Below are 26,668 nucleotides of genomic sequence, written 5' to 3'. Positions count from 1 at the left end.
CCGCTACGCCGCACCTAGGGTGCCGGGGCGATCTCGGTCACGAGCAGCTCGCCGCCGTGCTCCACGACCCGGAAGGCGACCTGGTCGCCTACCTTCAACCCTTCAAGCAGGCGCTTGTCCTGGACGGCGAACACCATGGTCATCGGCGGCATATCCAGGCCGGCGATCTCGCCGTGCCTGAGCGTGACGCGGCCCCCTTCCAGGTCTACCCGCCGGACTTCGCCCTGGGCCGAACCCCGGGCGCGATCCGCCCCTGCCTCCCCGTGCCCCGGGGCGGACTCGCCGGCCATGGGCCCGTGATGGCCGGCGTGGCCATCGGCCGCCTGGACCGAGGCGAAAATCCACGCGGCGGACAAGCCGGCCAACAGGCGTACGTGCAATGCGTGCATGAGAAATTCCTCCAGATCAGTGTGGGTGTCGGGACGCTGGCTTGCGTACCTGCATGGAAATATCCGGTTTCCCGGCCGCGCCCTCGGGCGGCGGGGCGGCACGCTGCGGCTCGACCTGCGCTCCGGTCCATTCATACGCCACGGTTCCGGGCGGATGCCGATACCAGCCTGGGTCGGTATAGTCGCCGGGCCGCTGATCGCGCCGCACTTTGACGACGCTGAACATGCCGCCCATTTCCAGTGAGCCGAACGGCCCCTTGCCACCCATCATGGGCAGTGTGTTGTCGGGCAGCGGCATGGACATCTCCGCCATGTCGGCCATGCCGCGCTCACCCATGACCATGTAGTCGGGCACGAGCCGGGCGATCTTCTTGGCCACCTCACGGTGGTCCACGCCTATCATGGTCGGCAGGTCGTGGCCCATTGCGTTCATGGTGTGGTGGCTCTTGTGGCAGTGGAAGGCCCAGTCGCCTTCCTCGTCGGCGATGAACTCGATCTGCCGCATCTGTCCGACCGCGATGTCGGCGCTGACCTCGGGCCAGCGCGCCGCGGGCGGCACCGGACCGCCGTCGGTGCCGGTCACCACGAATTCGTGTCCATGCAGATGAATCGGATGGTTGGTCATAGTAAGGTTGCCGATGCGTATGCGCACGCGGTCCCCCTGGCGGACATTGAGCGTATCGATGCCGGGAAACACCCGGCTGTTCCATGACCAGAGGTTGAATTCGGTCATGGTGGAGATGCGCGGCGTATAGCTGCCGGGATCGATGTCGTAGGCGTTGAGCAGGAAGATGAAATCGCGGTCTACTTCCTCGATCAGCGGGTGGCGGCCTTTGGGATGGGTGACCCAGCCGCCCATCATCCCCATCGCCATTTGTGTCATCTCGTCCGCATGCGGGTGGTACATGAAGGTACCGGGACGCCGGGCGGCGAATTCATAGACATAGGTCTTGCCCGGCGGAATGGCCTTCTGCGTCAGCCCCGACACGCCGTCCATGCCGTTGGGCAGACGCTGGCCATGCCAGTGGATGCTCGTGTGTTCGGGCAGGCGATTGGTCACGAAGATGCGTACCCGGTCGCCCTCCACCACTTCGATGGTGGGGCCGGGCGACTGGCCGTTGTAGCCCCACAGGTGGGCCTTCATCCCCGGCGCCATTTCGCGCACTACGGGCTCGGCCACCAAATGGAATTCCTTGACACCGGCGTTCATGCGCCATGGCAGCGTCCAGCCGTTGAGTGTGACCACGGGCCGGTACGGGCGCCCCGTGGGCGGTTCGAGCGGCGGCATGGTAGCGGCCGATGTCTGCTCGACCAGCTCGGGCAGGCGGGCCAGCGATGCCGCGGCCACCGGCGAGGAAGCCATGGCCAGCGCGCTACCCAGAAACGTTCTTCTCGAAAGCATGGGTGTCCTCATTGCGTCAATCGGCGGCGGCGGTAAAGGCCGGCAATGCCGGCCGCCCGAGCATGGCGAGTTCCAGGTCCGACTGCGCAACCCAGAAATCGCGCAAGGCGGCGATGTAGCCTTCCACGCTGGCGATTTGCGCGCGCGCATCGGCCAGCAGCTCGAACACGCCGATCAGCATGCCGTTGTAGCGAAGCAGGTTTTCTTCCGCGATCCGTTGCCGGATCGGCACGACTTCATCGCGAACGTGCCGGGCAATGTCGTAGGCGGCGCGGTAGGCGGCATAGGCATGCCGCACTTCCGAACGGGCGTCGATGGCGACCTGCGCGGCTCGCTCGACCGTCTGCATGTACGTGGACTGCGCGCGCGCGACCCGCGCCTCGCCCCAATCGAACAAAGGCAGCTCGAACCCGATTTCATAGCCGCGCTTGGTCGGTGCTTCGTTGGAAGAATTGCGCAGCGCACCCACCTCCAGCACGTTGATGAAGCGCGTGGCGCGAGTCAGGCCCAGGTCGTCCGCGGTACGGTTCACGGCTAGCCGGGCCGCCTGCACGTCGAGCCGGCCGGCCAGCGCCTGCCGTTCCACGTCGGGCTGCGCCCGGACCTCTGCTGGCAAATCCGGCAGGCGCTCAGGCAGCTGGAAGGCCAGCTGGTCGCCCCAGAGCCCCAGCAGCCTGACCAGACGTTCGCGGCTGGCGGTCTCCGCCTGCCGCGCTTGCGCCATGCCCAGTGCGGCATCCGCATAGAAACCCTGCTCGCGCGCCTCCAGCAGCCGGTTCCAGTTGCCGGTGGCCGCCATGCGGCGCGCCAGTTCCGCCCCGGCCTCGGCAGCATCGAATACCTGCTTGCGATAGCGCACCGTTTCGCGCGCAGCCAGCGCCTCGAAGTAAGCCGCTCGCGTACGTGCGGCCAGGTCCACCACGCGCAGCGCAGCGTCGCGCTGCGCCTCTTGGAACTGGCGCGATGCGACGCGCCGGGCCAGCGGCATAGCAAGCAGCCGCGCGAGGCTGAATTGCGCGCTGCGTTCGATCTCTATCTCGCTGCCTCGGGTGGTACGCCCGAACGAGAACCCCGGGTTGGGCAGGCGTCCGGCCTGTACCAGCTCCGCTTCGCTGATGCCCAGGTCGAAGAATGCCGCCTGCAGATCGCGGTTATTGAGCAAGGCCAGTTGCACCGCATCGTCCACCGACAGCGGCCGGGCCAGCAGCTGGGCCACCCTATCGTCCCGCTGCTGCCGTTCGGCGGGCGTACGCGTCCATACGGCGTCTTGATCCAGGTGCTTGGCAGAAACCTCTTGCACGGCATCGAAGCCGCTGTCCGGGCTGAACTGGGCGCATGCGCCGAGCAGGAGCGTCGCTGCGACCAGAGTGGCGAGTTTTGCCCCCCTTCGGGCGGCCGGGCGGGGTGCGCTCATGGCCGCCCTCCTTCGGACAGGGGGCCGCTGGCGCAGGACGGGGGTGGGGTGTTGTCGCGCTCGGGCGGGCTGTGCTGGGCCGCTTCGCGTGCATAGGTTCGCCATCCGCCTATGCGGCCGACTTCGTCATTGGCCGGCTTCCACGGCTCGATGGTGGTTTGGCCCAGGCGCCGGTACGACGCGAAGGCAGAAACATAGCCGGCGCTGGGCACCGGGACGCTGGCATCGAGGGGGTCGCTGCCGGGCGGCGTGCAGGGGGAGCCAGGATGGCGCTGGGGGGCGTGTCCAGGCGCGGGACCGGCCGCGCCGGCGGCGGCTGTCCACACTACGCCCGCGACAGCGAGCAGCGCCGCGCGCCAGGCGCGCGGCGTATGAAAACACAACATGGGATACACCTCTCGTATCGCGATCAATCGGTCCGCCCACAGGCGGAGCGTGCACCCGCGTCAGCGGGGCGGATCAGGCGAACGATCAGGCGCGCGGAGGTCGCTCCAGGCGGTCGGCGGGAATGCCGGCCCGAAGCGCGTCATGCAGGGGAAGGTAGATGGGATCGATGCGCCCGGGCAGCGGGGCTTGGAGCCCGGGCGGCGCGAACCAGCCGTGACAACAGGCGGCGCACGCGGCACAGGCCCCGGCGGCCGCTTTCCCGTCCGGGGAATGCGGGGAATGAGAAGAATGCGAGACGTGCTGCTTGCCGTGCGCCGTCATCGGGTCGTGGTGCTGCGGAAGAAATGCTGCTTCTTCGTCCGCCACGACGGACTCATGGCCGGCGTGGTCGGCGGCGTGATGCCCTCCCCCGGCCTGGTGCATGGCGTGAGCCATGGCCGGCGGAGCGCTCCGGCCGCCTTCCGCGCGGCCATGGGTGGCCGCGCACAGCGACAGCAGCGCAGCAGCGAACGCCTGCGCCGGCAGGACCAGCACAAGCAGCGCAACAAGAAGGGTCTTCAGCCTACGGCTCATTGCGCCAGTATATCGTCCGCCTTGCCCTTCCAGCGCCGCAGCAGCAATGCGTTCGAGACGACGCTCACGCTGCTCAAAGCCATGGCGGCGCCGGCAATGACCGGACTGAGCAGCCCCACGGCCGCCAGCGGCACCCCCACTACGTTGTAGACGAAGGCCCAGAACAGGTTCTGCCGGATCTTGGCATAGGTGCGCCGGGAAATGTCGATGGCATCGCCTACCAGCGCGGGATTGCCGCGCATCAGCGTCACGCCGGCGGCGTGCATGGCGACGTCGGTGCCGGTGGACATGGCGATGCCTACGTCGGCCGCAGCCAGCGCCGGCGCATCATTGATGCCGTCGCCCACCATCGCCACCACCCGGCCCTGGCTGCGCAGCTGTTCGATCGCCTCGGCCTTGTGTTCTGGCAGTACCTCGGCCCGCACGTCGTCCACCCCCAAGGTGGCTGCGATGGCCTGGGCGGCACCGGCATTGTCGCCCGTCAGCAGGACGGTGCGTATGCCCTGTCCATGCAAATGGCGCAGCGCATCGGCCGACTCCGGCTTGAGCGTATCGCCGAAGGCCAGCAGGCCGATCAACATCGGCTCGCCGCCGACCCGGGCCAGCCAGGATACCGTGCGCCCTTCCGATTGCAGCACGGCGGCACGCCCAGACAGCGGCGAGAGGTCTACGCCCAGTTCCTGCATGAAGCGGCTGCTGCCCAGCCTCAGCTCATGGCCGGCCACGATGGCCGCCATGCCTCGTCCGGCCACCGCGCGCACCTGCGATGCCGGCGGGACGGCGATCTCATCGCGCTGGACAGCCTCCATGACCGCACGCGCCAGCGGATGCTCGCTGCCGGCCTGCAAGGCGGCGCTCAAGGCAAGCAACCGGCCGCGATCGCCGTCGACGGCTTCGGCCGCGGCCAGCTCGGGCCGCCCCTCGGTCAGCGTGCCGGTCTTGTCGAAGGCCACGACCCCGACGCGGTGCGCCGTCTCCAGCGCCTCGGCGTCCTTGATCAGGATGCCGTGCCGGGCCGCCACCCCGGTGCCGGCCATGATGGCGGTGGGCGTCGCCAGCCCCAGCGCGCACGGGCAGGCAATGACCAGCACCGCCACGGCGTTGAGAATCGCCGTTTCCCAATTGCCGGTGAACAGTCCCCAGCCCAGCAGGGTCAACAGCGCCACGCCCACGATGATGGGCACGAAGACCTCGCTTACGCGGTCCACCAGGCGTTGTATGGGTGCCTTCTTGGCTTGGGCCGACTCCACCAGCCGCACGATGCGCGCCAGCACGGACTCGGCGCCTACGGCCGTCGTCCGCACCACCAGCAGGCCCTCGGCGTTCACCGAACCACCGGTCACCCGGTCGCCCTGGCGCTTGGCCACCGGCAGGCTCTCGCCGGTGATCAGCGACTCGTCGACATGGCTGGCCCCCTCCAGCACTTGGCCGTCCACCGGCACGCGCTCGCCAGGACGCACGACCACCTCGTCCCCCGGCCGCACCGAGGCCACCGGGACCTCGGCCTCGCCCGACTCGCTGCGCACCCGTGCCACTTCGGGCCGCAACGCATTGAGCGCGCGTATGGCCTCGGTGGTCTGGCGCTTGGCCCGCGTTTCCAGCCACTTGCCCAGCAGCACCAGCGTGATGACCACGGCCGACGCCTCGAAGTACAGATGCGCCGTGCCGCCCGCACCGTGCCGTAGCAGCTGGAAGAGACTCAACCCATAGGCCGCGCTCGTACCCAGTGCGACCAGCAAATCCATGTTGCCGGTCCGCGCCTTCAGCGCCTTCCAGGCCCCGCGGTAGAAACGCGCGCCCAGCCAGAGCTGCACCGGCGTGGCCAGCGCCCATTGCACCCAGCCATTGGGCATCCAGTGAATGCCGAAAGGCATCAGCAGCATGGGGATGACCAGCGGCAGCGACAACGCGGCCGCCAGGGCGATCGGCCACCATCCCGGCAAGCCAGGCGCAGCGGCCGGCTGTGCCCGCACCGTGGCGGGACTGGCATCGTAGCCGGCCTTCTTTACCGCGGCGACCAGCGCGGCCGGCTCCAGGTCGGCCACCATTTCGACCCGGGCGGTCTCGGTGGCGAGATTGACTTCGGCACGGGTTACGCCCGGCACCCGGGACAGCGCCTTTTCGACACGTGCGACGCACGAAGCGCAAGTCATGCCTTCGATCCGCAGGTCCACCGATTCGGCAGGCACTTCATAGCCGGCTTTTTCGACCGCGGTCCGCAGCGCGCCGGGCTGGACCGAGGCATCGGCCTGTACCTCGGCCGTTTCCGTTGCCAGATTGACACTGGCGCGCCGCACGCCGGGCACGGCGCCCAGCGCGCGTTCCACCCGGCCAACGCAGGACGCGCAGGTCATGCCCTGGACAGGCAGCGTCCAGGTGGCACCGGCGCCGGCGGCCGGGGATGACTGGCTATTCATACTCGCCTCTCGATACGGGAAATCATCATGTTTCCGAGTATCGGGCTTCCCATGATGGGAAAGTCAACCCTCGCGCGCCGGCGCCCCCGGGTCAGTTCAGGTGCCTTCCCCCCGCGCAGAGGTAGGCGCCGGCCCGAGGGGTTTGCCACCCGGGCCCTCCATGAAGCTTTGCCACGGTTCGGGAGGGGTCTGCCCCACGCCCGGCTTGGAGTAGTCGCATACCCCGCCGGGAAAGACGGCCTGCAGCCTGGCCCATTGCTCGCCGCTGAAGGCCACGTCGAAATCGGCGCGGGAAAGCGGTTTCAACTGGCATTTCATGATGTCGCTGGCCAGGCCTTCGCCGGCCGCGACGCGCGTATCGCGGAATACCGGCCACTCATCCACGCCCGGACTGTAGACCGCCGTTTCGCCGCTACCTGACACGGTCGAGGCCGAGGTGGGGTCGGCGCCGGTATTGCAATAGTCCGGGTCCGTGCTCCATTGGCCCACGTCGGCCCGCCAGCACGAGTCCACGGCAACCGCCGGCTTGTTGGCGATGATCTTTTCACGCAAGGGCTTGGCGGACTTATCGGCCTCGACCTTGGTAAGCCATTCGTTCATCGCATCGAACCGCCGCGCGGCGTAGTCGGGCGGCATGGACTTGTAGCGCCAGATGACGTGGTTGCCGTAATCCCCATGCTCGCGAAGGATGCGGTTGCGGATCACGTATCCACGGAAGTCGTAGTGCTCCTCGATCACATTGAACAGAATGGATTGGATGATGGCCACCTCGCCCAGCGGACGGCCGTGCGGGACGCGGCCCGATTGGTGGGCGATCTCCGCCGCGCCAGGGTCGGCCGCCATGCGCGCCGGCTGCCATTGGCCATTGATGTCGTAGCCGCCCACTTGCTCGTTCAGCATCACGAATTGCTCGGGCGATATCCTGCCGCTATTGACCGCATTGAAGCCGTAGAGAATGCCGACGTTATCGATGGGCGTCTTGGCATAGCCGGTCTGGTCGCGCGGGCCGAACACCGCGATGTTGAAATCCTGCAGCGTGCAGCGAATGCCGGTGGGATTGCCCACCGACCAGACATTCCAGTGCGTGCCGCAGCCCGCGCCGCCCACGGTGGGATCGAGATAGAAAGGCGTGCGCGAAGCCATGTTGGTATTGGCCGGCCCTTCGCAAACCTGGTCGTACACATGGCCGTTGATGTGGGCCTTCTCCATGATGGTGAACGGCGCTCCCGCGGCCTTGCGGGCGTCGTAGAAGCGCTTGAGCAGCCCGCAATCGGCGAACTCGCGGCCGGTAGTCCAGGTGTCCTGCCACCCATCCCCGGGAAGCAGCCCCTGCAGCAGGCCGGGATAGTTCGAGGCGTGCAGGTGCTGCTGGTGCGCGCCGCCTGAATTGCCGTCGGCCATGGTGAAGCGTATTTCGCCGTAGTTCTCGGTGATGTGCTCCTTGAGCATCATTACCGTCTCGGCCGACGTCACGTCATTGCAATGGCTGCCGTACTGGGTCATTTCCGACGAGGCCACCATGAAGCCGCGGCTCAGCGCAACATCGTCCAGCACGTTGCCCGGGTTCGCCTGGGTACGCCCGTATTCGCAGCCCGACCCGAACTTCCAGTGCAGCTTGCCGTTCCAGGAAGCCGGCCTTTCATACGGCGTCCACCCGCGCGTCGGGTCCTCCGGATTCGCCAGGTAGGCAATGTCGTACTTGCCGCGATTGACCACGCCGCGCTCGATGCGCACGATATACGGCACCGCCTTGCCCTCGTCGGTCGTGACCGTGGCGATCTGCTCCCGCGGCGGCGGACTGGCCGGATCGTAGACCGCGAACCTGCCGTCGGTCGTGCGGTACTGGTAGCGAAACACCGGGGCGGCAACGTTGCACTTGTCGTCCAGGTGATCGCCGAGGTCCGGATTGGTAGGCGTGGGGTTGGCGACTTTGGTCGTGCATTCCCAGTAGGCCACCTGCGGACCGGAGAAAATCGGCCCGCCTATCGGGTGGTTCTTGATGGACAGATGGGCCGACGGCCCGCCGGCTATCCTCGCGACAAGCTGGTTGTTCCCATCGGCCAGTCCTTCCACCAGGCCCAGGTAGCGGCCATTGGCCCGCTGCGCGAAGGCATCGGTCACGTCCTTGCCGTTGAGCATCACCCTGATTTGATCAAAGCGCGGGGCCGACTCGCCCGGCACCTCGACCTCGACCAGCGCCTGCCCGCCCGACACCAGGTCGGCGCGATTGCCCAGCACCGATATCTGCAGTGCGGATGCATGGGGCGGAGGACCGCCGTCCCCCGGCGACCCGCCGTCCCCGCCGCCGCAACCGGCCATCAACGCGCCGAGGGCTGCGCTGGCCAGTGTGAAAGAAGCCTTCTTCATGGCTGTCTGTCTCCTCATCATGGAACCTCGTTATTCCCGCCACCGCGAGCGGATAGTAAGATTCGCGAGTCATTGAGTGCATCGCTTTTTTTTGATGGAGTAATCGAGAATGCAGATAACTGACCTGAATCTCTCGACGCGCCAGGTCAGAGCATTCATGGCCCTCGCCGAACACAAGAACTTCACGCGAGCCGCGCAGCAGTGCCACTTGTCCCAATCGGCCTTCAGCAGCCTGATCCGCACGCTGGAGGATTCGCTGGGGGTGCGGCTGTTCGACCGCGACACGCGCCGCGTCGAACTGACGCCCGAAGGCCGGCTGTTCCTGGGCGGGGCGACGCGCGTCCTGGTCAGCTTGCGCGATGCCCTGGAGGACCTGGGAGAACACGCGGCCGGCCGGCGCGGACGCGCCAGCGTAGCGGCCCTCCCTTCCCTGGCCGCAGGCTGGATGCCTGGCGTCCTCGCGGAATTCCATGCGGCGTATCCCGGCATCCAGGTCGACGTGGCCGACGTGCTGTCTGAAAGCTGTGTCGAATTCGTCCGCAGCGGCCGCGCCGATTTCGCGCTGGCTTCCATGCGCTCGGTGGGGCCGGAACTCCAGGCCGAACCGTTCTGCCAGGACGGCTTCTATCTGGTCTGCCGCAAGGACCACCCCCTGTCACGCCGGCGCCGGCTCACCCTCGCGGCGCTGAGCGCCGAGCCCTTCATCCATCTCGCGCAGGACAGCAGCGTGCGCCAGCATATCGAGGCCGCCATCCACCCGGCGCAAATGAACGGCGTGATGGAACTGGACCAGTTGAGCACCGTGGCGGGCATGGTCCGCGCGGGACTGGGCATCACCGTCGTGCCGGCGTTGACCCTGTTCCACTTCGACAGCCCGGACCTGACCGCGCAATTGATCGAGACGCCGGGGCTGACGCGCGAAGTGTTCGTTATTCGCCGCCGGGACCGCAGCCTGTCCATCGGCGCCCAAGCCTTGCTCGATTTCATGCTGCGCCGCCGCCCGCAGGTCGACGGCGCGCGCCGTGGCGGGCGACGATCAGTGAAAACCCGGGGCAAATTGACTTATTAATCGGTTTTTTGGATTAGTTATCCCAAACAATCCGTTTCACGGAAGACACACCGCCATCTATCGTGTTGCATATTTGCGGGCCCGGACCCCGGACCCGCATCGGTAACCGACGACAACGAATCTGGTGCGCATGCGTTCTTCTCTCGAGTCTTCCGCGTCGATGTTGCGTATCGGCTCCGGCGCGGGCTTTTCCGGCGATCGCTGGGATGCGGCGATTCCCGTCGTCCGGACGCTGCTGGCACACGATGGTCCCCGCGCGCTGATCTTCGAAACCCTGGCCGAGCGGACCCTGGCGCTGGCGCAGTTGCAGCGCAAGCAGCATCCCGGTGCGGGCTGGGAACCGTCGCTGGAAAGGTTCGTCGCGCCGGTCCTGACCGATTGCGTGCGCGGCGGGATTCCCATCATCGGCAACTTCGGCGCCGCCCATCCCCATGGCGCGGCGAAGCGGCTGCAAGAACTGGCGGCCTCGCTCGGCCTGCCGTCGCTGCGCATCGCGGTCGTCATGGGCGACGACCTCCTGACGACGCTTGATCCGGACCGCATGGAAATACTGCTCGCCCAATCCGCCATCGATCGCCCCCTCGTCAGCGCCAACGCCTATCTGGGTGCGCGCGAAATTGCCGGCGCCCTGCGGGCGGGAGCCCAGATCGTGGTAACCGGACGAGTGGCCGATCCGGCGCTTGCCCTGGGCCCCATGCTCGCCCATTTCGAATGGCGGGAGGACGACTGGAACCGGCTCGCGGCCGGCACCATGGCAGGGCACATCCTCGAATGCGGCGCACAGGTGTGCGGCGGTTACTTCGCCGACCCTGGCGTCAAGGATGTACCGGACCTCGCCCATGTGGGGTTTCCCATCATCGAAATGCACGAGAATGGCCGTTTCATCGTCACCAAGGCCGAGGCCACCGGCGGATGCGTCGATCGCCGTACCGTCATCGAGCAATTGCTGTACGAAATCCATGATCCGGGTGCCTACCTGACGCCCGACGTGGTGGCCGACATCACCGAGGCCGACGTACGCGAGGTCGGGCAGGACCGCGTCGAGATCACCGGCATACGCGGGCACCCGCGGCCGGCCACCGTCAAGGCCACCCTTTGCTACGAGGGGCCATGGCTGGCGGAAGGTGAAATATCCTATGCCGGCCCGAACGCCGCGGCACGCTCTGCCTTGGCGGCCGAGATCGTGCGCGAGCGGCTCAAGACACAGGGATTGGGGCACTTGAAAATACGCGCAGACTTCATCGGCATCAGCAGCGTATTCGCCGACGACCAAGGCCGCTGGACCGGCGCCATCGATGTCCCCGCCTCCACCTCGCAGGATCTGCGACTGCGCATCGCCGCGGCAGCGGCTTCCCGGACCGAGGCCGAACAGGTCACGCGGGAGGTACTGGCTCTCTACACCTGCGGGCCGGCGGGGGGCGGCGGCGTGCGTACCGCCATCACGCCGCGCTTGGCGAGCGGCTCCTGCCTGGTGCCGCGGGAATGGCTGTCGCCTGCCTGGGAGTTCGCCGCATGAACACGCCGCGAAAACTAGCCGCGCGCCGGGCGGATGCCGCGGTGAGCACCCGGACCGTCCCGCTTTACCAACTGGCGCATGCGCGCACCGGGGACAAGGGCGACCGCGCATCCATCAGCGTCATCGCCTACGATCCGGCCAACTGGCCGCTGCTGGTCGATCAGGTCACCGAGGACCGTGTGGCGGCCCTTTTCGTGTCGCGTGCGCCGACGGCCGTCAGGCGGTATCTGCTGCCGCGCCTGGCGGCCATGAACTTCGTGCTGGACGATGTGCTCGACGGCGGCGTCAACGACTCGCTCAACCTCGACACGCACGGGAAGTCGCTTTCCAGCCTGCTATTGACGCTTCCCATTTCCATAAACAACGAGGAGACATCATGACTATCCACCGCCCCCAGTACCTTGCCGCGCTGACAGCCGCACTGCTGGGCCTATCAGCCGGCCATGCCCAGGCCTTTCCGGACAAGCCGATCACCTTCGTCGTGCCCTTCGCCGCGGCCAGCGCAACGGACCAGATCGCGCGCGCGGTAGGCCAAGCCGTATCGGAAGCTACGGGGCAGCCCGTGGTGGTCGAGAACAAGCCCGGCGCGAATTCGTTCATCGGCGCGCAGGCAGTGGCCCGTGCCAAGAACGACGGCTATACGGTCTTGATTACGACCAATACCACGCATGCGGCCAACGAGCATTTGTTCAAGAAACTGCCCTACGACCCGGTCAAGGATTTCGAACCGGTAACGCTGTTGGGCAAGGGCGGCCAGATCATGGTCGTACCGCCCAGCCTGCCGGTGAACAATGTGAAGGAATTCATCGCGCTGGCCAAGTCGCAGCCGGGCAAACTTTCGTTCGGGTTCGGCAGTTCGTCCAGCCGCGTGGCCGGCGAGCTCTTCAAGCAAATGACCAGCACCGAAATCGTGTCGGTGCCCTACCGCAGCAACCCCATGGGCGTCACCGATCTGATGGGCGGCCAAATCCAAGTCATGTGGACCGACATGACGACCGGGCTGCCGCAGGCCAAGAGCGGCAACCTGAAGGCGCTGGGCGTGACGACCTCGTCCCGCAGCCCGCTCGCGCCTGACGTGCCCACCATCGCCGAGTCGGGCGTGCCCAATTACGAGTCGACCTACTGGTTCGCGGCCTATGTACCGGCAGGCACGCCGGCCCCGATAGTGCAGCGTCTGAACGAGCTGCTCACCGCCGCGGCCAAGACGCCTACGGCCGCCAAATTCTACGGGCCCACGGGCACGGAGCTCGTGACCAGCACGCCGGACGAGCTGCGCCGCTTCCAGGCTGCCGAATCGCAGAAGTGGGCGCAGATCATCGCCAAGGCGGGCATCGAGAAAGAATGACGCCGGCCGGCTTCGGGCCGCCGGCTGGCGTCTACAGCGGCGGCAGAAGCTCTTCTTCGCCGGCCCGCGGCGAGCCCTCGGGCAGTTCGTTGAGGGTCGGGGCCGGGGGCAGCCCCGTGACCTCGAGGATCTCTTTCTCGTCCAGCGTTTCCTTCTCCAGCAAGGCCCGCACCAGCGCGTCCAGCTGCGCCCGGTGCTCGCGCAGCAGGCGCAGCGCCTTGGCATGGCAGTCGTGGATGATTTTGTGGACTTCGGCATCCACCGCCCGTGCGGTCTCTTCGCTGTACGGCAGGCTGGCCGGCCCTGCTCCGCCCAGGTAGGGGTTCTGCCGCGGCGCCAGCTGCACCATGCCCAGCTGGTCGCTCATGCCCCACCGCATCACCATATTGCGCGCGAGGTTGGTGACCTGCTCGATATCGCTCTCGGCACCGGTGGTACGCGTGCCGTAGACCACTTCCTCGGCCGCCCGCCCCCCCAGCATGCCAACCATGCGGGCCAGCAGATAGGCTTCGGGATAGTTGTAGCGGTCGGTCTGCGGCCGTTGGTAGGTGACGCCCAGCGCCTGTCCGCGCGGCACGATGGTCACGCGATGCACGGGGTCGGCGCCCGGCACCAGCAACCCCAGGATCGCATGGCCGCCTTCATGGTAGGCGATGCGTTCGCGATCGGCATGGCTCAGGATGAGCGGACGCTCCGGGCCGAGCACGATTTTCTCCAGCGCGTCGTTGAAATCCTTGTGGCGCACGTCGTTCTGGTCGCGCCGGGCCGCCAGCAAGGCGGCCTCGTTGACCAGGTTCTTCAGGTCCGCGCCCGACAGTCCGGGCGTAGTAGAGGCCAGTTCCGCCAGGTTCACGTCGCTGCCCAGCGGCATCTTGCGGGTATGGACCTTGAGGATGGCCTCCCGACCGTTCTTGTCCGGCAGGTTGACGACCACCCGCCGGTCGAAGCGCCCGGGCCGCAGCAGGGCCTTGTCCAGGACGTCGGGCTGGTTCGTCGCCGCCAGCACGATGACGCCTTCGCGGCCGGAGAACCCGTCCATCTCCGTCAGGATCTGGTTCAGGGTCTGCTCCTGCTCGCTCGAGCCGCCCAGGGCGACTTGGCCGCGCGCCCGGCCGATGGAGTCGATCTCGTCGATGAAGATAATGGACGGCGCCTGCTCGCGTGCCTGCTTGAACAGGTCGCGCACCCGGGCCGCCCCCACGCCGACGATCATCTCGACGAACTCGGCGGCGCTCATCGAAAAGAACGGCACGCCGGCTTCGCCGGCCACCGCCTTGGCCAGCAGCGTCTTGCCGGTACCGGGCGCACCGACCAGCAGCACACCCTTGGGCGCCGAGCCTCCCAGCCGCGTGTACTTGGCCGGGTTCTTCAGGAAATCGACTACTTCCACCAGTTCGGTCTCGGCTTCGTCGATGCCGGCCACGTCATCGAAGGTCACCCGCTCTCCCCCTTCGAGGTCGTAGCGCCGCGCCTTGCTCTTGCCCAGGCCGAACATGCTGCCGCCCATGCCGCCCTGCCGCGCGGCCCGCCGATACAGCCATACGTAGAACGCGATGATGGCAATAGCCGGGCCGAAGCCGAAGATGAGCGTGGTGAGCCAACTGCCGCTCTGGATAGGCTGGGCGCTGATCTCCACCTTGTGATCGAGCAGGAATTTTTCGAATCCCGGATCGACGAAGACCGGCAAGGTACTTTCGAAGGTCGTGGACGTCCGTTGCGGCGGCTCCTGCGTGCCCGGTTTGGGAGGCACAGGGGCAGGCGCCTGCTGCGCCTCGCCCGGACTCTGGGGCGCGGGTTGCGCCGCGGTGCGCGGCCAGGTGACCGCCTGCACGAAGCGCCCTTCTATGCGCTCGCCCTGGCTATAGATGGCCGTGACGTTGCCCTTGGCCACCTCCTCCTTGAACACCGTGTAGGGGATGGTAATGGGCTCGTCGGCGCCCGGGGAAAGGAACCTGGCCAGGAAGTAGTTGACCAGCAGCACGATCAGGAAAAGCAGCCATACCCGCCGCGGCGGCATGGAAGCCGGGCCGGAGGTGGGACGGTTGCCAGGCGCTGGGCGCCCGCCAGGAAGATTGGATTTTTTCTGGTCCTGCTGGCTCGGCCACTTCATGGAATCTCCCGATTTGGCAATGTCGCGTTTGCAGAACCCAAGCATACCCTGGCGCCACGGCATGGCGCCGCCCCCCTGGCACCCAGCGCCCAGGCGGGGAAACAGCTCGTCACGATTCGGGCAATTGGGAAGCGACGCGGGCGATGTTATCCCGATGCGACGACAGCATGGCCATCAGCGCATGCTGGGGCCATCGCGCGCGGGCGGGGAAGTATCCGGCTCCTGGTCGGCGGACATGTAGCCTCCTGACTGCGTCGGATTCAAGGCGAGCCCGGTCCGGCATCGCCCGGCTTGCGGATCAGCGTCACCAGCAACGTCGAATCATCGCGCGCCTGGACGGCGTGCGGTACCTGCTCCGGCAGCGCGACCAGCTGGCCCTCCCTGAGAGTGCAGGTACCGTGCGGCGTGGTGACGGCGGCTTCGCCGGCCAGGCACTGGATAGTCACTTCCCCGGGCACATGATGCTGCGGCATTTCGTCGCCGGCAGGAAGCACGATTTGCAAAAGTTGCAAGTGAGCGGTTTTCAACAAACTGCTGCTGCCGTGCGTGCCGCGTTGTTCATCGGTGGCATGCAGGTCGATCACATCCAGCGGATTTGCATGTTTCAGGGCCATGGTCGCTGCCTCATACGATACGCGATGCCGGCCGACAACGCACGCGGCCGGCCAGCGGCACACCAGCAAGAATCCGACCCGGGGACGGCGGGCCCGCGGCCGGGCATCCAGGCGCTCGCGTGCCCTGGCGAGGTTCGCCCCGGCCGGCGATGGGCTACTATGGCGCGCAGCACCGCCATTTTTATCCTCGACAAGTCATAGAACGTGAAGCTCGCCACCTGGAACATCAATTCCCTCAACGTGCGGCTCCCGCAGGTCATCGCCTACCTGCAGGCCAACCCGGTAGATGCCCTGTGCCTGCAGGAACTGAAACTGACGGACGACAAATTCCCCATCGCGGCACTCGAAGAGATCGGCTATCGCGCGGTATTCACTGGCCAGAAGACCTATAACGGCGTCGCCATCCTGACCCGCCAGGCGGTTGGGGATGTGATCAAGAACATTCCGGGATACGACGATGCGCAACAGCGTGTCATCGCCGCGACGCTGGATACGCCGGCCGGCGAATTGCGCGTGGTCAGCGCCTATTGTCCCAACGGACAATCGGTGGGCAGCGACAAGTACGCCTACAAGCTGGCGTGGTTCAGCGCCTTCCGCGACTGGCTGCAGCAGGAACTGGCGCGCTATCCCCGGTTGGCGGTGCTGGGCGACTACAACGTTGCGCCCGACGATCGCGACGTGCACGACCCGGTCAAGTGGGAAGGCAGCGTGCTGGTTTCCGAGCCGGAGCGCGAGGCGTTCCGCTCACTGTTGTCGCTGGGGCTGCACGACGCCTTTCGCCTGTTCGAGCAGCCGCCGAAGTCGTTCAGCTGGTGGGACTACCGGCAATTCGCTTTCCGCCGCAACGCCGGCCTGCGCATCGACCATATCCTGCTTTCCGATACTTTGAAGGCGGTTTGCAGCAGCTGCGTGATCCAGAGGGAGATCCGCAAGAACGAACAGCCTTCCGACCACGCACCGGTGGTGGCCACGCTCGAAATCTGAGTCCTGAAGGCCCGCGTTTTTCCGGCTATGGGCGATCCCGCCCGGTTCCGGCGACGACCTCGTCGAAGCAGGGAATCGCGCGGGCCAGTTGCGCGACCGCTTGCGCATCGACCGCCGGCAGGCGCGGAATCTCCGCCAGCACCCGGACCTTGCCAAAGTGCTCGATGCCATGCCGATTGCCGGCCGATGGCTCGCCGCTCATGACCACTCCCGCGACCGGAATCCCGCGCGCCCGCAAGGCTTCCAGCGACAACAGCGTGTGATTGAGCGTGCCCAGCGTGCTGCGCGCGACCAGCACGACGGGCAGGCCCAGCCGGCCTATCAGGTCGATCATGGTTGAACGGTCATCCACCGGCACCAGCAGTCCGCCTGCACCCTCCACCACCAGCGGCCCCGATGCGGCGGGAAGCTCGATCCGAGACGCATCCAGGCTCACCCCTTCCTCGCGTGCCGCAGCCCAAGGCGACAGCGGTGCCTGGAGCACAGCGTGCGGCGCGTGCACGCGGTCTGGCGCAAGGCCGGCGAGCGCCGCCACCGTGCCGGTGTCGTCGGGTTCGGCCGCCACGCCGGTTTGCAGGGGTTTCCAGTAGTCGGCATTCCAGGCGCGAGCCAGCACGGCGGCAACCAGCGTCTTGCCTATGCCCGTGTCGGTGCCCGTGACGAAGACGCCGCGCGGCGCGGCGGCCTTGGTCCAGGTACCGTAAGCCAGATGGTAGGTCACGTTCGCCCCTTGTCTGTCGAAAGTATCGAGAATCCGTTTGAACACCGCCGGTGGCAGAGGCCGCCTGCCCCGGACGGGAACATCGGCGCCGATGGCCTTGAGGCTGCGCACGAAGGCGATGCCATCGCGATGCGGCTGGACATAGTGCTGCGATGCCATCGTGCGACGCAGGCCGGGCAGCGCCGCGCCAATCGCCTCGGGACGCGGGTAGTCGGGTGCGGCGGCCGACAGCCCATGCGCCGCATGCGCGTCGCGCCACTCCACGAACGTGTCCGCGGCCAACGTGGCCACGGCCATGCAGCCTCCCGGGGCCAGCATTCCGGCCAGGCGGGACAGCCCGGCGTCGAGATCGCCGAACCACTGCATCGCCATGCTGGAACAGATGAGGTCGAACGGGCCCAGGGCGAGGTCGGGAAACTCGCCGTCCATGACGAGGAAACGGCATTCGCCCGGCAAATGGAGGCGGCGTCTGGCCTCGTCCAGCATCTCGGGCGAGATGTCCGTCAGCGTCCAACGCGCAGTGCCCAGACGACGCGCCAGCGCTTCGCTGAGAAAGCCCGTCCCGCAACCGATCTCCAGGATGCGCGGACGCGGCGGCAACGGCAGGCCGGCGATGCGTTCGGCGAGGTGCTCGGCGATCTCGCGCTGCAAACCGGCATGGCCGCCATAGCGGGATGCCGCATGACCGAAGCGCTGGGCAACCAGCCGGCGGTGAACCTTGGACTCGCTCATGCCGGATCGATCGCGTCGGTCGCGGCGCATGTGCCGGCGAAGTCGCGTATGCGCTGCGCGCACCAGGCGGGATGCGTCAACGGGAGCAAATGTCCCCCGTCCGGCTGCCAGGCCACGCTGGTGCCGAACGATGCCCGGGTGAGCGCCGGCGCCACGACGGGATCGGCCTCGCCTGCCAGCACGCAAACCGGTATGCGCCGTTGCGCCCACTCCTTGCGCGCGTCGCCGTTGCGCAGCTGCAGCAAGTCTGCCGCCAGTGCCGCCGCATTGGGGACGCCGGCGGCCGGCGCCGCGCCGCAGCGCCGCCGGAATTCGTTCACGACCGCAGCCGGATCCGTGGCCAGCTTGGAGACCATCCGGTCGATGACTCGCACGGGCACGCCGGCCGGAAAATCGTCGGCAGCGGAAAAGCGCGTGAATCCGTTGATCAATACCCAACCCCGGCAGCCGCGATCCGTCGTCGCCAGGCAGCGCATCGCCCCCAGCGAATGGCCGACCGCCACATAGGCGGGCGGACGGGGCTCGGCGACTGCCTCGCCGAAATAGCCGGCATCCGCAGCATGCAGTGTCCATCCCGGCAAATGCGCGCGCAGCGCGTCCCATACCGATGCGTCGAACCCCCAACCGTGCACGAGCACGAGCGGCAAACGCGCCATCGTCATCCCCGCGCCCCGGCAATGGCGTCGATCAGCCGGCTGACGTCCTCGTCGCGGTGCGCGGCACTCAGCGCGATCCGCAGCCGGCTCGTACCCGTGGGTACCGTGGGTGGACGGATGGCCACGGCGAGCAGGCCGCGGGCGCGCAAGCCATCGCTCACGGCCAGCGCCGCCTCTGCGTCGCCGACGATGGCGGGGACGATCTGGGTGGACGATGCACCCGTGGCTATGCCCAGCCCGGCCAGCGCTGCACGCAGGCGTGTCGCCAAGTGCGCCAGGTGCTGCCGTTCGGCTTCCATGCCGGGCACCAGGTCCAGCGCCGCATCGATGGCGGCCAGCACGGGGGGCGGCAAGGCGGTGGTGTAGATGAATCCGGAACACACGTTCACGAGGTAATCGCATAACTGGCGCGAGCCCGCCACATAGGCCCCGAAGCTGCCCATGGCTTTGCTGAAGGTGCCCATGGCCAGATCGACCCGGCCGCCGCCCAGGCCCGACAGCCCCGCCCCGCTGGGGCCGAGCACGCCGGTGGCGTGCGCCTCGTCCAGGTACACGAACGCGCCATAGCGCTCGGCCAGCTCGCACAGCGCGGGCACGTCGGCGCGATCGCCATCCATGCTGAATACGCTTTCGGTAACGATCAACCGGGCGCCAGGCTGCCCGGCGCGCTCGGCCAGCAAGGACTCGAGGTGGTCCAGGTCATTGTGGCGGAAGCGGATCTGCCGTACTCCGGCAGCCTGGCAGCCATGGTGGAGGCTTGCGTGATTGAGCCGGTCGCAGAACACCATGGGCTCGCCCTGCGCGGCGGCGGCGCGCAGTATCGCGGGCAACACGGCCGCATTGGCCTGCCACCCCGACGCGAACAGCAGCGCCGCTTCCGTGCCTTTGAAACGGGCCAGCTTGGCTTCGACCGCTTCGTGCAGATCGAGGTTGCCCGAAACCAAGCGCGAGGCCCGGGCGCCGGCGCCGTAGCTGCCGGCCCACTGCGCCACGCGCGCGGCCAGTTCAGGCCGGCGGGCCAAGCCGAGATAATCATTGCTCGAAAAATCGACGACTTCCCGGCCCTCGAACACCAAGCGGCCGGCCTCGGCGGCGCCGGCGGCACGCAGGCGCCGGCGCATGCTGCGCTGCGTGGCGCGATCCAACGCTTGGGTAAAGAGACAATCCAGTATCGACATGAGCGCGGCGGTACGCCCGGGGCGCCCGCACCGTAGAATGCGTGGCATTGTAGTGGAATGGCCGGCCGCACTTCCGGCAAGGCCGGTATTGGACGAATGATGGCAGCTTCCCTTCCCTCCTGGATCGACGACGGCACCCGCCACGTATGGCGCCCCTATGCGCAGATGAAAACCGCCGCGCCGCCGCTGCCGGTCGTGCGGACGCACGGCAGCCGCATCGAGCTGGCCGACGGCCGCAGCCTGGTCGATGGCGTCGCATCGTGGTGGACTGCCTGCCATGGCTACAACCACCCGGCCATCGCCGATGCCGTACGGCGGCAGCTGGACACCATGCCGCACGTCATGTTCGGCGGCCTTACCCATGAACCGGCGGCGCGCCTGGCGCAGCGCCTGTGTACCTTGCTCGGCCCAGGCTTCGATCGCGTTTTCTACACCGATTCGGGCTCGGTCGCAGTGGAAGTAGCCATGAAGATGGCCGTCCAGTACTGGCTGAACCAAGGCGACCGCCGGCGAACCCGGTTCCTGGCCTTCCGCGGCGGCTACCACGGCGACACCTTCGGCACCATGGCGGTATGCGACCCGGACGAGGGCATGCACAGCTTGTTCCGGGGACTCCTGACGCAGCACGTCATGGCCCCACTGCCGCGCGACGAACCAACCATGGCGCAGCTGGACGCAATCGTGCAGGAACACGCCGATGAGCTGGCCGGAATACTGGTCGAGCCGTTGGTCCAAGGCGCGGGCGGCATGCTGATGCACCCGCCCGGGGTGCTGCGCCGGCTGCGGGAACTGGCCGATCGCCACGGGCTGCTGCTGATCTACGACGAAATCTTCACCGGCTTCGGGCGCACGGGCACGATGTTCGCTTTTGAGCAGGCCGATGCCCGGCCCGACATCATCACGCTGTCCAAGGCGCTGACGGGCGGCACGCTGCCCTTGGCGGCCACCGTGGCGAGCCAAGGCGTATTCGAGGGCTTCTGGTCCGACGATCCAAGCCACGCCTTGATGCATGGTCCGACCTTCATGGGCAACGCCCTGGCCTGCGCCGCTGCCCACGCGTCACTCGACCTGTTCGAGCAGGAACCGCGGCTGGCGCAGGTCGCCGCGCTGTCGGCGGCGCTGGAGGCCGGCCTGGCCCCCTGCCGTGATCTGCCATGGGTGCGCGACGTGCGGATTCTCGGCGCCATCGGCGTCGTAGAACTGGCTCCGCCGTTCGACCGCGACGCCCTGCGCGCACGGCTGATCGAGGCCGGAGTCTGGGTGCGCCCGTTCGGCAACATCGTGTATCTGACCCCGGCCTTCACCATCAGCGACGAAGACCTCGCACTGCTGCTGGCTGCGGTACGCAACGCCGTATGCGACCTGCACCCGGCGCGCTCTCATGATCGGTAACACATGCATCCGCGGAGTCGCTGCGGCAACATGTCTACTATAGATACATGAAGCCGCGCCGGGCCCGTGCGCAGCAGGCGCTCCCGGCCGGGTCTGAACGAACCACCACGGGCCCGGCTGCGGGCCAAGACGGACGCCGGATGACCACGCATAGCGACCCGACCACGCCTTCTTCTCTGGGCAGCACATTGCGCAAGCTGCTCGGCGCGATCATCGCGCTCGGTGGACTGCTCGTACTGGCGCATGGCCTGACCGCCGCGTTGTGGGACGGCCAGCCTCACCTGCGGGAAGCCCTGATCGGCGGCTCCATGGCAGCGGGCGCGACCGCGCTCGGTACGCTGCCAGTGCTGTTTGCGCAGCGGCTGTCCGATCGGATGCAGGATACCTTGTTCGGCTTCGGAGCTGGCGTCATGTTGGCCGCGAGCGGCTTCTCGCTGGTCGTGCCAGGCCTGGAGGCGGCCAAGGCACAGGGCGCGGGCCCCTGGGCGGCCGGCGCCGTGGTCGGCGCCGCCATTCTGCTTGGGGCGGCCTTGCTGCTCGCCATGGAACGCTACCTGCCCCACGAACATTTCATCAAAGGGGTGGAAGGCTCTCCCAAGTACTCCGCGATGCGCGTGCGCCGGACTTGGCTGTTCGTTTTCGCCATCGCCCTGCACAACCTGCCCGAGGGCCTGGCGATAGGGGTGGCCTACGCAGGCACCGACACACTGCGTGCCTCGGCCCTGGCGACAGGCATCTCGATACAAGACATTCCCGAGGGGCTGGTGGTCGCGGTCGCGCTAGTCAGCATAGGCTACGGCCGCCTGACGGCGGTTGTGCTGGGCATCGCCAGCGGCCTGGTCGAGCCGGTGGCAGCGGTCATCGGCGCGGCTGTCATCGGATTTTCCGCCGTGCTGCTGCCCTGGGGCCTGGGCTTTGCGGCGGGCGCGATGCTATTTGTCGTCAGCCACGAAATCATCCCCGAATCCCATCGCAAGGGGCACGAGGTATTCGCGACCTGCGGGCTGATGGTGGGCTTCGTGCTTATGATGCTGCTCGACACGGCGCTGGGCTGACGGCCCCTGGCCGCAGCAGCGGTACGCCGCGCGCCCCTGCACGGCGTACCTCCCGGTCAATCGTCCTCTTCGAGCCCCAGGTCCTGGATCTTGCGCGTGATGGTATTGCGCCCGATGCCCAGCTTGAGCGCAGCCTCGATCCGGCGCCCGCGGGTGGCCCGCAACGCCGTCGAGATCAAGGTACTTTCGAACTGCCGGGTCAGCGTCTGCATGATGTCGGGCTCGCCGCGTTGCAGGCGTTGCTCGACATCGCTCTGGAGTCCGCCCAGCCATAGACTGGAGCGATCGGCGGGCACGCCTATGGTGCCGGTGCGCGAAGCGACTTCGGCCGCGCCGTACCCCGCCACCGCGCTGCGCTCGCCCGGCGCCGTCGCCAGCGCCTCGCCGGCATTATCGGCAGCCGTATCGCCTGTATCCTGGCGCGCGGTCTTCTCCAGCAGTTCCGGCGGGAGGTCCTGCACGTCCACCGTTTGGGCCGGAGCCATGACGGTCAGCCAATGGCAGATGTTCTCCAGCTGCCGTACGTTGCCCGGGAAGGGGAAACGCGACAACGCGGCCAGCGCGGCTGGCGTAAAGCGCTTGGGCTCGACGCCCAGGTCGCGCGCGCTGCGCGCCAGGAAATGCCGGGCCAGCAACGGAATGTCTTCGGCGCGTTCGCGCAGCGGCGGCAACCGCAGGCGGATGACGTTCAGGCGGTGGAAAAGATCCTCGCGGAACAGGCCCTGCTTGACGCGCTCTTCCAGCGGCTGGTGGGTCGCGGCGATGACACGCACATTGGCGTGCACGGGGCTGTGGCCGCCCACGCGATAGAAACTGCCGTCCGACAGCACCCGCAGCAGGCGCGTCTGCAGCTCGGCCGGCATATCGCCGATTTCGTCGAGGAACAAGGTTCCACCATCGGCCTGCTCGAAGCGGCCCCGCCGCATGCTTTGCGCGCCAGTGAACGCGCCGCGCTCATGGCCGAACAGTTCCGACTCCAGCAGGTCCCGGGGGATGGCCGCGGTATTGATGGCGACAAAGGGGCCGGAGGCGCGGGCGCTGTGACGGTGCAACGCCCGCGCCACCAGTTCCTTGCCGCTGCCGGACTCGCCCGTGATCATGACCGTCACCTGCGACTGCGACAGGCGGCCGATGGCGCGGAACACTTCCTGCATGGCCGGCGCCTGTCCGAGGATCTCGGGCGTGCCGACCAGGGTTTCGTCTGCCGAGGCCTCTTCCCGCAGGCTCTCCTCGACCGCGCGCCGGATCAATTCCGTGGCGGTATCGACATCGAACGGCTTGGGCAAATATTCGAAGGCGCCTCCCTGGAATGCAGAGACCGCGCTTTCCAGGTCGGAGTAGGCCGTCATGACGATGACCGGCAATGCCGGAAAACGCCGCTTGACGGTCTGCAGCAGCTCGATGCCGCCTGCGCCGGGCATGCGGATATCGGTCACCAACACCTGGGGCACGTCGTCGTTCAAGGCATCCAGGGCTTCGCGGGCCGTGCCGAAACTGCGGCTGGGCAGGTTTTCCCGGGCCAATGCCTTCTCGAGCACCCAGCGGATCGAACGGTCATCATCTACGATCCAGATTGGTTTCATTGCTGGTTTCCTAGGAACGCTGGCAAAAGATAATCCATCCAAATTCATCGGTTCATGGTAGGGGCAGCAACAGCCGGAAATCGGTGAACCCTGGCCGGCTGTCGCACTCGATCACACCTTCGTGCTGCTGGACGAAAGTCTGGGCCAGGGTCAGTCCCAACCCGCTGCCGCCTTCGCGTCCGGACACCAGCGGGTGGAAGATCCGGTCCAGCAGTTCCGGGGGAATGCCGGGACCGTTATCCATCACATGCAATTCCAATGCCAGCTTGAAGCGCTGCTTGGCCAAGGTGATCTGGCGAACCACCCGGGTGCGCAGCGTAATCTCCGCATCGCCCGCCTCGATACGTTCAGTCAACGCTTCGGCTGCATTGCGTACGATGTTCAGCACCGCCTGGATCAGTTGCGACTTGTCGCCCCGGAACTCGGGGATGGCCGCATCGTAGTCGCGGATGATCTTCAATCCGCTCGGGTATTCGGCCAGCACCAGCGACCGCACGCGTTCACACACTTCGTGGATATTGACGTCGCCGACGATGCGCGGCGCCCGATGCGGAACCAGCAACCGGTCCACCAAGGTCTGCAGGCGATCGGCTTCCTGGATGATGACCTGGGTGTATTCGATCAGCGACGGCTCGGACAGCTCCGCTTCCAGCAATTGCGCCGCGCCGCGCAGCCCGCCCAGCGGGTTCTTGATTTCGTGCGCGAGATTGCGCAGCAGTTCGCGGTTGGCCTGGGCTTGTTCCAGCAACCGCTCTTCGCGGTCCACTTTCAACTGCTGCTCGATTTCGCGCAGTTCCAACAGCGCGGGCCAAGGCTGCCCATACAGAGTGACCACGGTGGCCGAGACCTGCGTGGGCTCGCGTCCCAGCCGGTCGATCTCGAGTATCTGCCGCTTGTCGGCAAACTGCTGCAGCCCCGCCTCTTCCAGCGACTGGCGCAACTGCTCGCCGTCGCGGAACAGGTCGCACACGCGGACCGCGTAGAGCTGCCGTACCGATACTTCGAACAGGTCCTCGGCCGGCGCATTGGCATAGCGGATCAGGCCATCGTGATCGATGACGAGCACCGCGCTGGACAACAGTTCAAACGCCGCGAACGCGTCGGGGGAAGGATGGGACGTATCGAAAGACGATGGGTTCATGCTAATCCGAACCGGCCCCCTGCTTGCCGCCCTGCGGCGTCGGCCCTCCCCAAGGGGGGCGCTTTTGCCCTGGGGCGGCCCAGCGGCAAAACGGGGCGTCCGAGCGCCCCGTTTTGCCTTGCTTACAACAGATCCGGACCTGGATCAGTAGCCGTAGTACAGGTCGAACTCAAGCGGATGGGTCGTGGCGCGGAAACGCGTCACTTCATCCATCTTCAGCGCGATGTAGGCGTCGATCATGGCGTTGCTGAACACGCCGCCACGGGTCAGGAACTCGCGGTCCTTGTCGAGCGCTTCCAGGGCCTGGTCGAGCGACGAGCACACGGTCGGGATCTGCGCGTCTTCTTCGGGCGGCAGGTCGTACAGGTTCTTGTCGGCCGGGTCGCCGGGGTGGATCTTGTTCATCACGCCGTCCAGGCCGGCCATCATCAGGGCCGAGAAAGCCAGGTACGGATTGGCCAGCGGATCCGGGAAGCGCGTCTCGATGCGGCGGCCCTTGGGGTTGGCCACATACGGGATACGGATCGAGGCCGAACGGTTGCGGGCCGAGTAGGCCAGCTTGACCGGGGCTTCGAAGTGCGGCACCAGGCGCTTGTACGAGTTCGTACCGGGGTTGGTGATCGCGTTCAGGGCACGGGCGTGCTTGATGATGCCGCCGATGTAGTACAGCGCGAACTCGGACAGGCCGGCGTAGCCGTTGCCGGCGAACAGGTTCTGGCCATCCTTCCAGATCGACTGGTGGACGTGCATGCCGGAGCCGTTGTCACCAACGACGGGCTTGGGCATGAAGGTGGCGGTCTTGCCGTAGGCGGCAGCGACGTTCCAGACGGTGTACTTCAGGATCTGGTTCCAGTCGGCACGCTGCACCAGCGTCGAGAACTTGGTGCCGATTTCCATCTGGCCGGCGCCCGCCACTTCGTGGTGGTGCACTTCGACCGGCACGCCCTGCTGCTCCAGCAGCAGGCACATTTCCGAACGCAGGTCCTGGAAGGAGTCGGTAGGGGGAACGGGGAAGTAGCCGCCCTTGACCGCCGGACGATGCGCCAGGTTGCCGCCGTCGTACTCGATGCCGGTGGACCACGAGGCCTCTTCCGACTTGATCTTGACGAAGCAGCCCGACATGTCGACGTTCCAGGTCACGCCGTCGAACACGAAGAACTCGGGCTCCGGACCGAAGAAGGCGGTGTCGCCCAGGCCGGAGGACTTCAGGTACGCTTCCGCGCGCTTGGCCAGCGAGCGGGGATCACGGTCATAGCCCTTCATATCCGAGGGCTCGATCACGTCGCAGGTCAGGATCAGGGTCGATTCCTCGCGGAACGGATCCATGCGCGCCGAGGCGGGATCGGGCATCAACAGCATGTCGGACGCCTCGATGCCCTTCCAGCCAGCGATCGAAGAACCATCGAACGCGTGGCCGCTCTCGAACTTGTCTTCATCGACGGTGCGGGCCGGCACCGACACGTGCTGCTCCTTACCGCGGGTGTCGGTGAAACGGTAGTCAACGAATTTGACCTCGTTATCCCCAATCATCTTGAGGACGTCTTTGGGCGTTGCCATTAGGGCTCCTGATAGTCTCGTAAAGCTCGCCGCCGGTCACTCCGGAGGTTCAAGCGTTCTGGTAGT

The 26,668-nt window shown here is 67.0% G+C and carries 22 protein-coding genes; 7 read left to right on the top strand and 15 right to left on the bottom strand.

Features of this window, described 5'->3' with window-relative positions; all coding sequences use genetic code 11:
- Window positions 1-14: 14 nt before the first annotated feature.
- From QHC78_RS05310 to QHC78_RS05280, 7 genes are all read right to left on the bottom strand, one after another.
- Window positions 15-389 carry a copper-binding protein gene (locus QHC78_RS05310; protein ID WP_319742846.1) on the bottom strand — a complete coding sequence of 125 codons (375 nt, stop codon included), beginning with the start codon at window positions 387-389 and terminating at the stop codon, window positions 15-17.
- A 16-nt stretch (window positions 390-405) separates the two neighbouring features.
- Window positions 406-1,791: a multicopper oxidase family protein gene (locus QHC78_RS05305; protein WP_319742845.1), complete on the bottom strand. Its 1,386-nt coding sequence runs from the start codon at window positions 1,789-1,791 to the stop codon at window positions 406-408.
- A gap of 16 nt (window positions 1,792-1,807) precedes the next feature.
- A complete protein-coding gene (locus QHC78_RS05300; RefSeq protein WP_319742844.1) occupies window positions 1,808-3,205 on the bottom strand; it encodes a TolC family protein in 1,398 nt (465 codons plus the stop codon).
- The gene (locus tag QHC78_RS05295; RefSeq protein WP_319742843.1) at window positions 3,202-3,591 is read right to left on the bottom strand and encodes a hypothetical protein; all 390 of its coding nucleotides are present in this window, start codon (window positions 3,589-3,591) and stop codon (window positions 3,202-3,204) included. Before QHC78_RS05295 ends, QHC78_RS05300 begins: the two co-directional genes overlap by 4 nt.
- Before the next feature lie 85 nt (window positions 3,592-3,676).
- Window positions 3,677-4,165 carry a hypothetical protein gene (locus QHC78_RS05290; protein ID WP_319742842.1) on the bottom strand — a complete coding sequence of 163 codons (489 nt, stop codon included), beginning with the start codon at window positions 4,163-4,165 and terminating at the stop codon, window positions 3,677-3,679.
- Entirely contained in the window at window positions 4,162-6,582 is a 2,421-nt protein-coding gene (locus QHC78_RS05285; RefSeq protein WP_319742841.1) for a heavy metal translocating P-type ATPase, read from the bottom strand. The genes QHC78_RS05290 and QHC78_RS05285 overlap by 4 nt, the downstream gene beginning before the upstream one ends.
- A 96-nt stretch (window positions 6,583-6,678) precedes the next feature.
- Entirely contained in the window at window positions 6,679-8,949 is a 2,271-nt protein-coding gene (locus QHC78_RS05280) for a DUF6351 family protein (RefSeq protein WP_319742840.1), read from the bottom strand.
- A 109-nt stretch (window positions 8,950-9,058) separates the two neighbouring features.
- On the opposite strand from QHC78_RS05280, the gene QHC78_RS05275 reads away from it, so the two are divergent.
- From QHC78_RS05275 to QHC78_RS05260, 4 genes are all read left to right on the top strand, one after another.
- Entirely contained in the window at window positions 9,059-10,018 is a 960-nt protein-coding gene (locus QHC78_RS05275; RefSeq protein ID WP_319742839.1) for a LysR family transcriptional regulator, read from the top strand.
- Window positions 10,019-10,148: 130 nt separating this feature from the next.
- Entirely contained in the window at window positions 10,149-11,534 is a 1,386-nt protein-coding gene (locus tag QHC78_RS05270; RefSeq protein WP_319742838.1) for an acyclic terpene utilization AtuA family protein, read from the top strand.
- Window positions 11,531-11,914 carry an AtuA-related protein gene (locus QHC78_RS05265; RefSeq protein WP_319742837.1) on the top strand — a complete coding sequence of 128 codons (384 nt, stop codon included), beginning with the start codon at window positions 11,531-11,533 and terminating at the stop codon, window positions 11,912-11,914. The genes QHC78_RS05270 and QHC78_RS05265 overlap by 4 nt, the downstream gene beginning before the upstream one ends.
- Window positions 11,911-12,879, top strand: coding sequence for a Bug family tripartite tricarboxylate transporter substrate binding protein (locus tag QHC78_RS05260; RefSeq protein ID WP_319742836.1), 969 nt, complete (start codon window positions 11,911-11,913; stop codon window positions 12,877-12,879). The genes QHC78_RS05265 and QHC78_RS05260 overlap by 4 nt, the downstream gene beginning before the upstream one ends.
- Window positions 12,880-12,910: 31 nt before the next feature.
- Here the strand turns inward: QHC78_RS05260 and ftsH are convergent, their stop codons facing one another.
- Together ftsH and QHC78_RS05250 are read right to left on the bottom strand one after the other, a co-directional pair.
- Window positions 12,911-14,989: an ATP-dependent zinc metalloprotease FtsH gene (ftsH, locus tag QHC78_RS05255; protein ID WP_319742835.1), complete on the bottom strand. Its 2,079-nt coding sequence runs from the start codon at window positions 14,987-14,989 to the stop codon at window positions 12,911-12,913.
- 260 nt (window positions 14,990-15,249) lie between these two features.
- Complete coding sequence (locus tag QHC78_RS05250; protein ID WP_319742834.1) at window positions 15,250-15,603, bottom strand: cupin domain-containing protein; 354 nt, start codon at window positions 15,601-15,603, stop codon at window positions 15,250-15,252.
- A 204-nt stretch (window positions 15,604-15,807) separates the two neighbouring features.
- Between QHC78_RS05250 and xth the strand changes: the two genes are divergently transcribed.
- Complete coding sequence (xth, locus tag QHC78_RS05245) at window positions 15,808-16,587, top strand: exodeoxyribonuclease III (RefSeq protein ID WP_319742833.1); 780 nt, start codon at window positions 15,808-15,810, stop codon at window positions 16,585-16,587.
- Window positions 16,588-16,612: 25 nt separating this feature from the next.
- On the opposite strand, the gene bioD is transcribed toward xth, so the two are convergent.
- Genes bioD through bioF form a run of 3 tightly spaced genes read right to left on the bottom strand, consistent with a single transcriptional unit; the run spans window position 16,613 to window position 19,874 of the window.
- Window positions 16,613-18,040, bottom strand: coding sequence for a dethiobiotin synthase (gene bioD, locus QHC78_RS05240; protein WP_319742832.1), 1,428 nt, complete (start codon window positions 18,038-18,040; stop codon window positions 16,613-16,615).
- Window positions 18,037-18,696: an alpha/beta fold hydrolase gene (locus QHC78_RS05235; RefSeq protein ID WP_319742831.1), complete on the bottom strand. Its 660-nt coding sequence runs from the start codon at window positions 18,694-18,696 to the stop codon at window positions 18,037-18,039. Before QHC78_RS05235 ends, bioD begins: the two co-directional genes overlap by 4 nt.
- A gap of 2 nt (window positions 18,697-18,698) precedes the next feature.
- Window positions 18,699-19,874, bottom strand: a complete 1,176-nt coding sequence (gene bioF / locus QHC78_RS05230; protein WP_319742830.1) for an 8-amino-7-oxononanoate synthase — start codon at window positions 19,872-19,874, stop codon at window positions 18,699-18,701.
- Window positions 19,875-19,973: 99 nt separating this feature from the next.
- Here bioF and QHC78_RS05225 point away from each other — a divergent pair, with 99 nt between their 5' ends.
- Window positions 19,974-21,266: an adenosylmethionine--8-amino-7-oxononanoate transaminase gene (locus tag QHC78_RS05225; protein ID WP_319743457.1), complete on the top strand. Its 1,293-nt coding sequence runs from the start codon at window positions 19,974-19,976 to the stop codon at window positions 21,264-21,266.
- A 140-nt stretch (window positions 21,267-21,406) separates the two neighbouring features.
- Window positions 21,407-22,321: a ZIP family metal transporter gene (locus tag QHC78_RS05220; RefSeq protein WP_319742829.1), complete on the top strand. Its 915-nt coding sequence runs from the start codon at window positions 21,407-21,409 to the stop codon at window positions 22,319-22,321.
- 56 nt (window positions 22,322-22,377) lie between these two features.
- Here QHC78_RS05220 and ntrC read toward each other — a convergent pair whose 3' ends face one another.
- The 3 genes from ntrC to glnA form a co-directional block, all read right to left on the bottom strand.
- Window positions 22,378-23,904: a nitrogen regulation protein NR(I) gene (ntrC, locus tag QHC78_RS05215; protein WP_319742828.1), complete on the bottom strand. Its 1,527-nt coding sequence runs from the start codon at window positions 23,902-23,904 to the stop codon at window positions 22,378-22,380.
- Window positions 23,905-23,956: 52 nt separating this feature from the next.
- The gene (gene glnL / locus QHC78_RS05210; protein ID WP_319742827.1) at window positions 23,957-25,045 is read right to left on the bottom strand and encodes a nitrogen regulation protein NR(II); all 1,089 of its coding nucleotides are present in this window, start codon (window positions 25,043-25,045) and stop codon (window positions 23,957-23,959) included.
- Window positions 25,046-25,189: 144 nt separating this feature from the next.
- Complete coding sequence (glnA, locus tag QHC78_RS05205; protein WP_319742826.1) at window positions 25,190-26,602, bottom strand: type I glutamate--ammonia ligase; 1,413 nt, start codon at window positions 26,600-26,602, stop codon at window positions 25,190-25,192.
- Window positions 26,603-26,668 lie beyond the last annotated feature (66 nt).

Origin of the sequence: Pigmentiphaga sp. (assembly GCF_033795525.1) — a bacterium.
Classification (GTDB): domain Bacteria; phylum Pseudomonadota; class Gammaproteobacteria; order Burkholderiales; family Burkholderiaceae_B; genus Pigmentiphaga.
The sequence above is the reverse complement of the archived record's forward strand: the minus strand, read 5'-3'. Positions and strand labels throughout refer to the sequence as shown.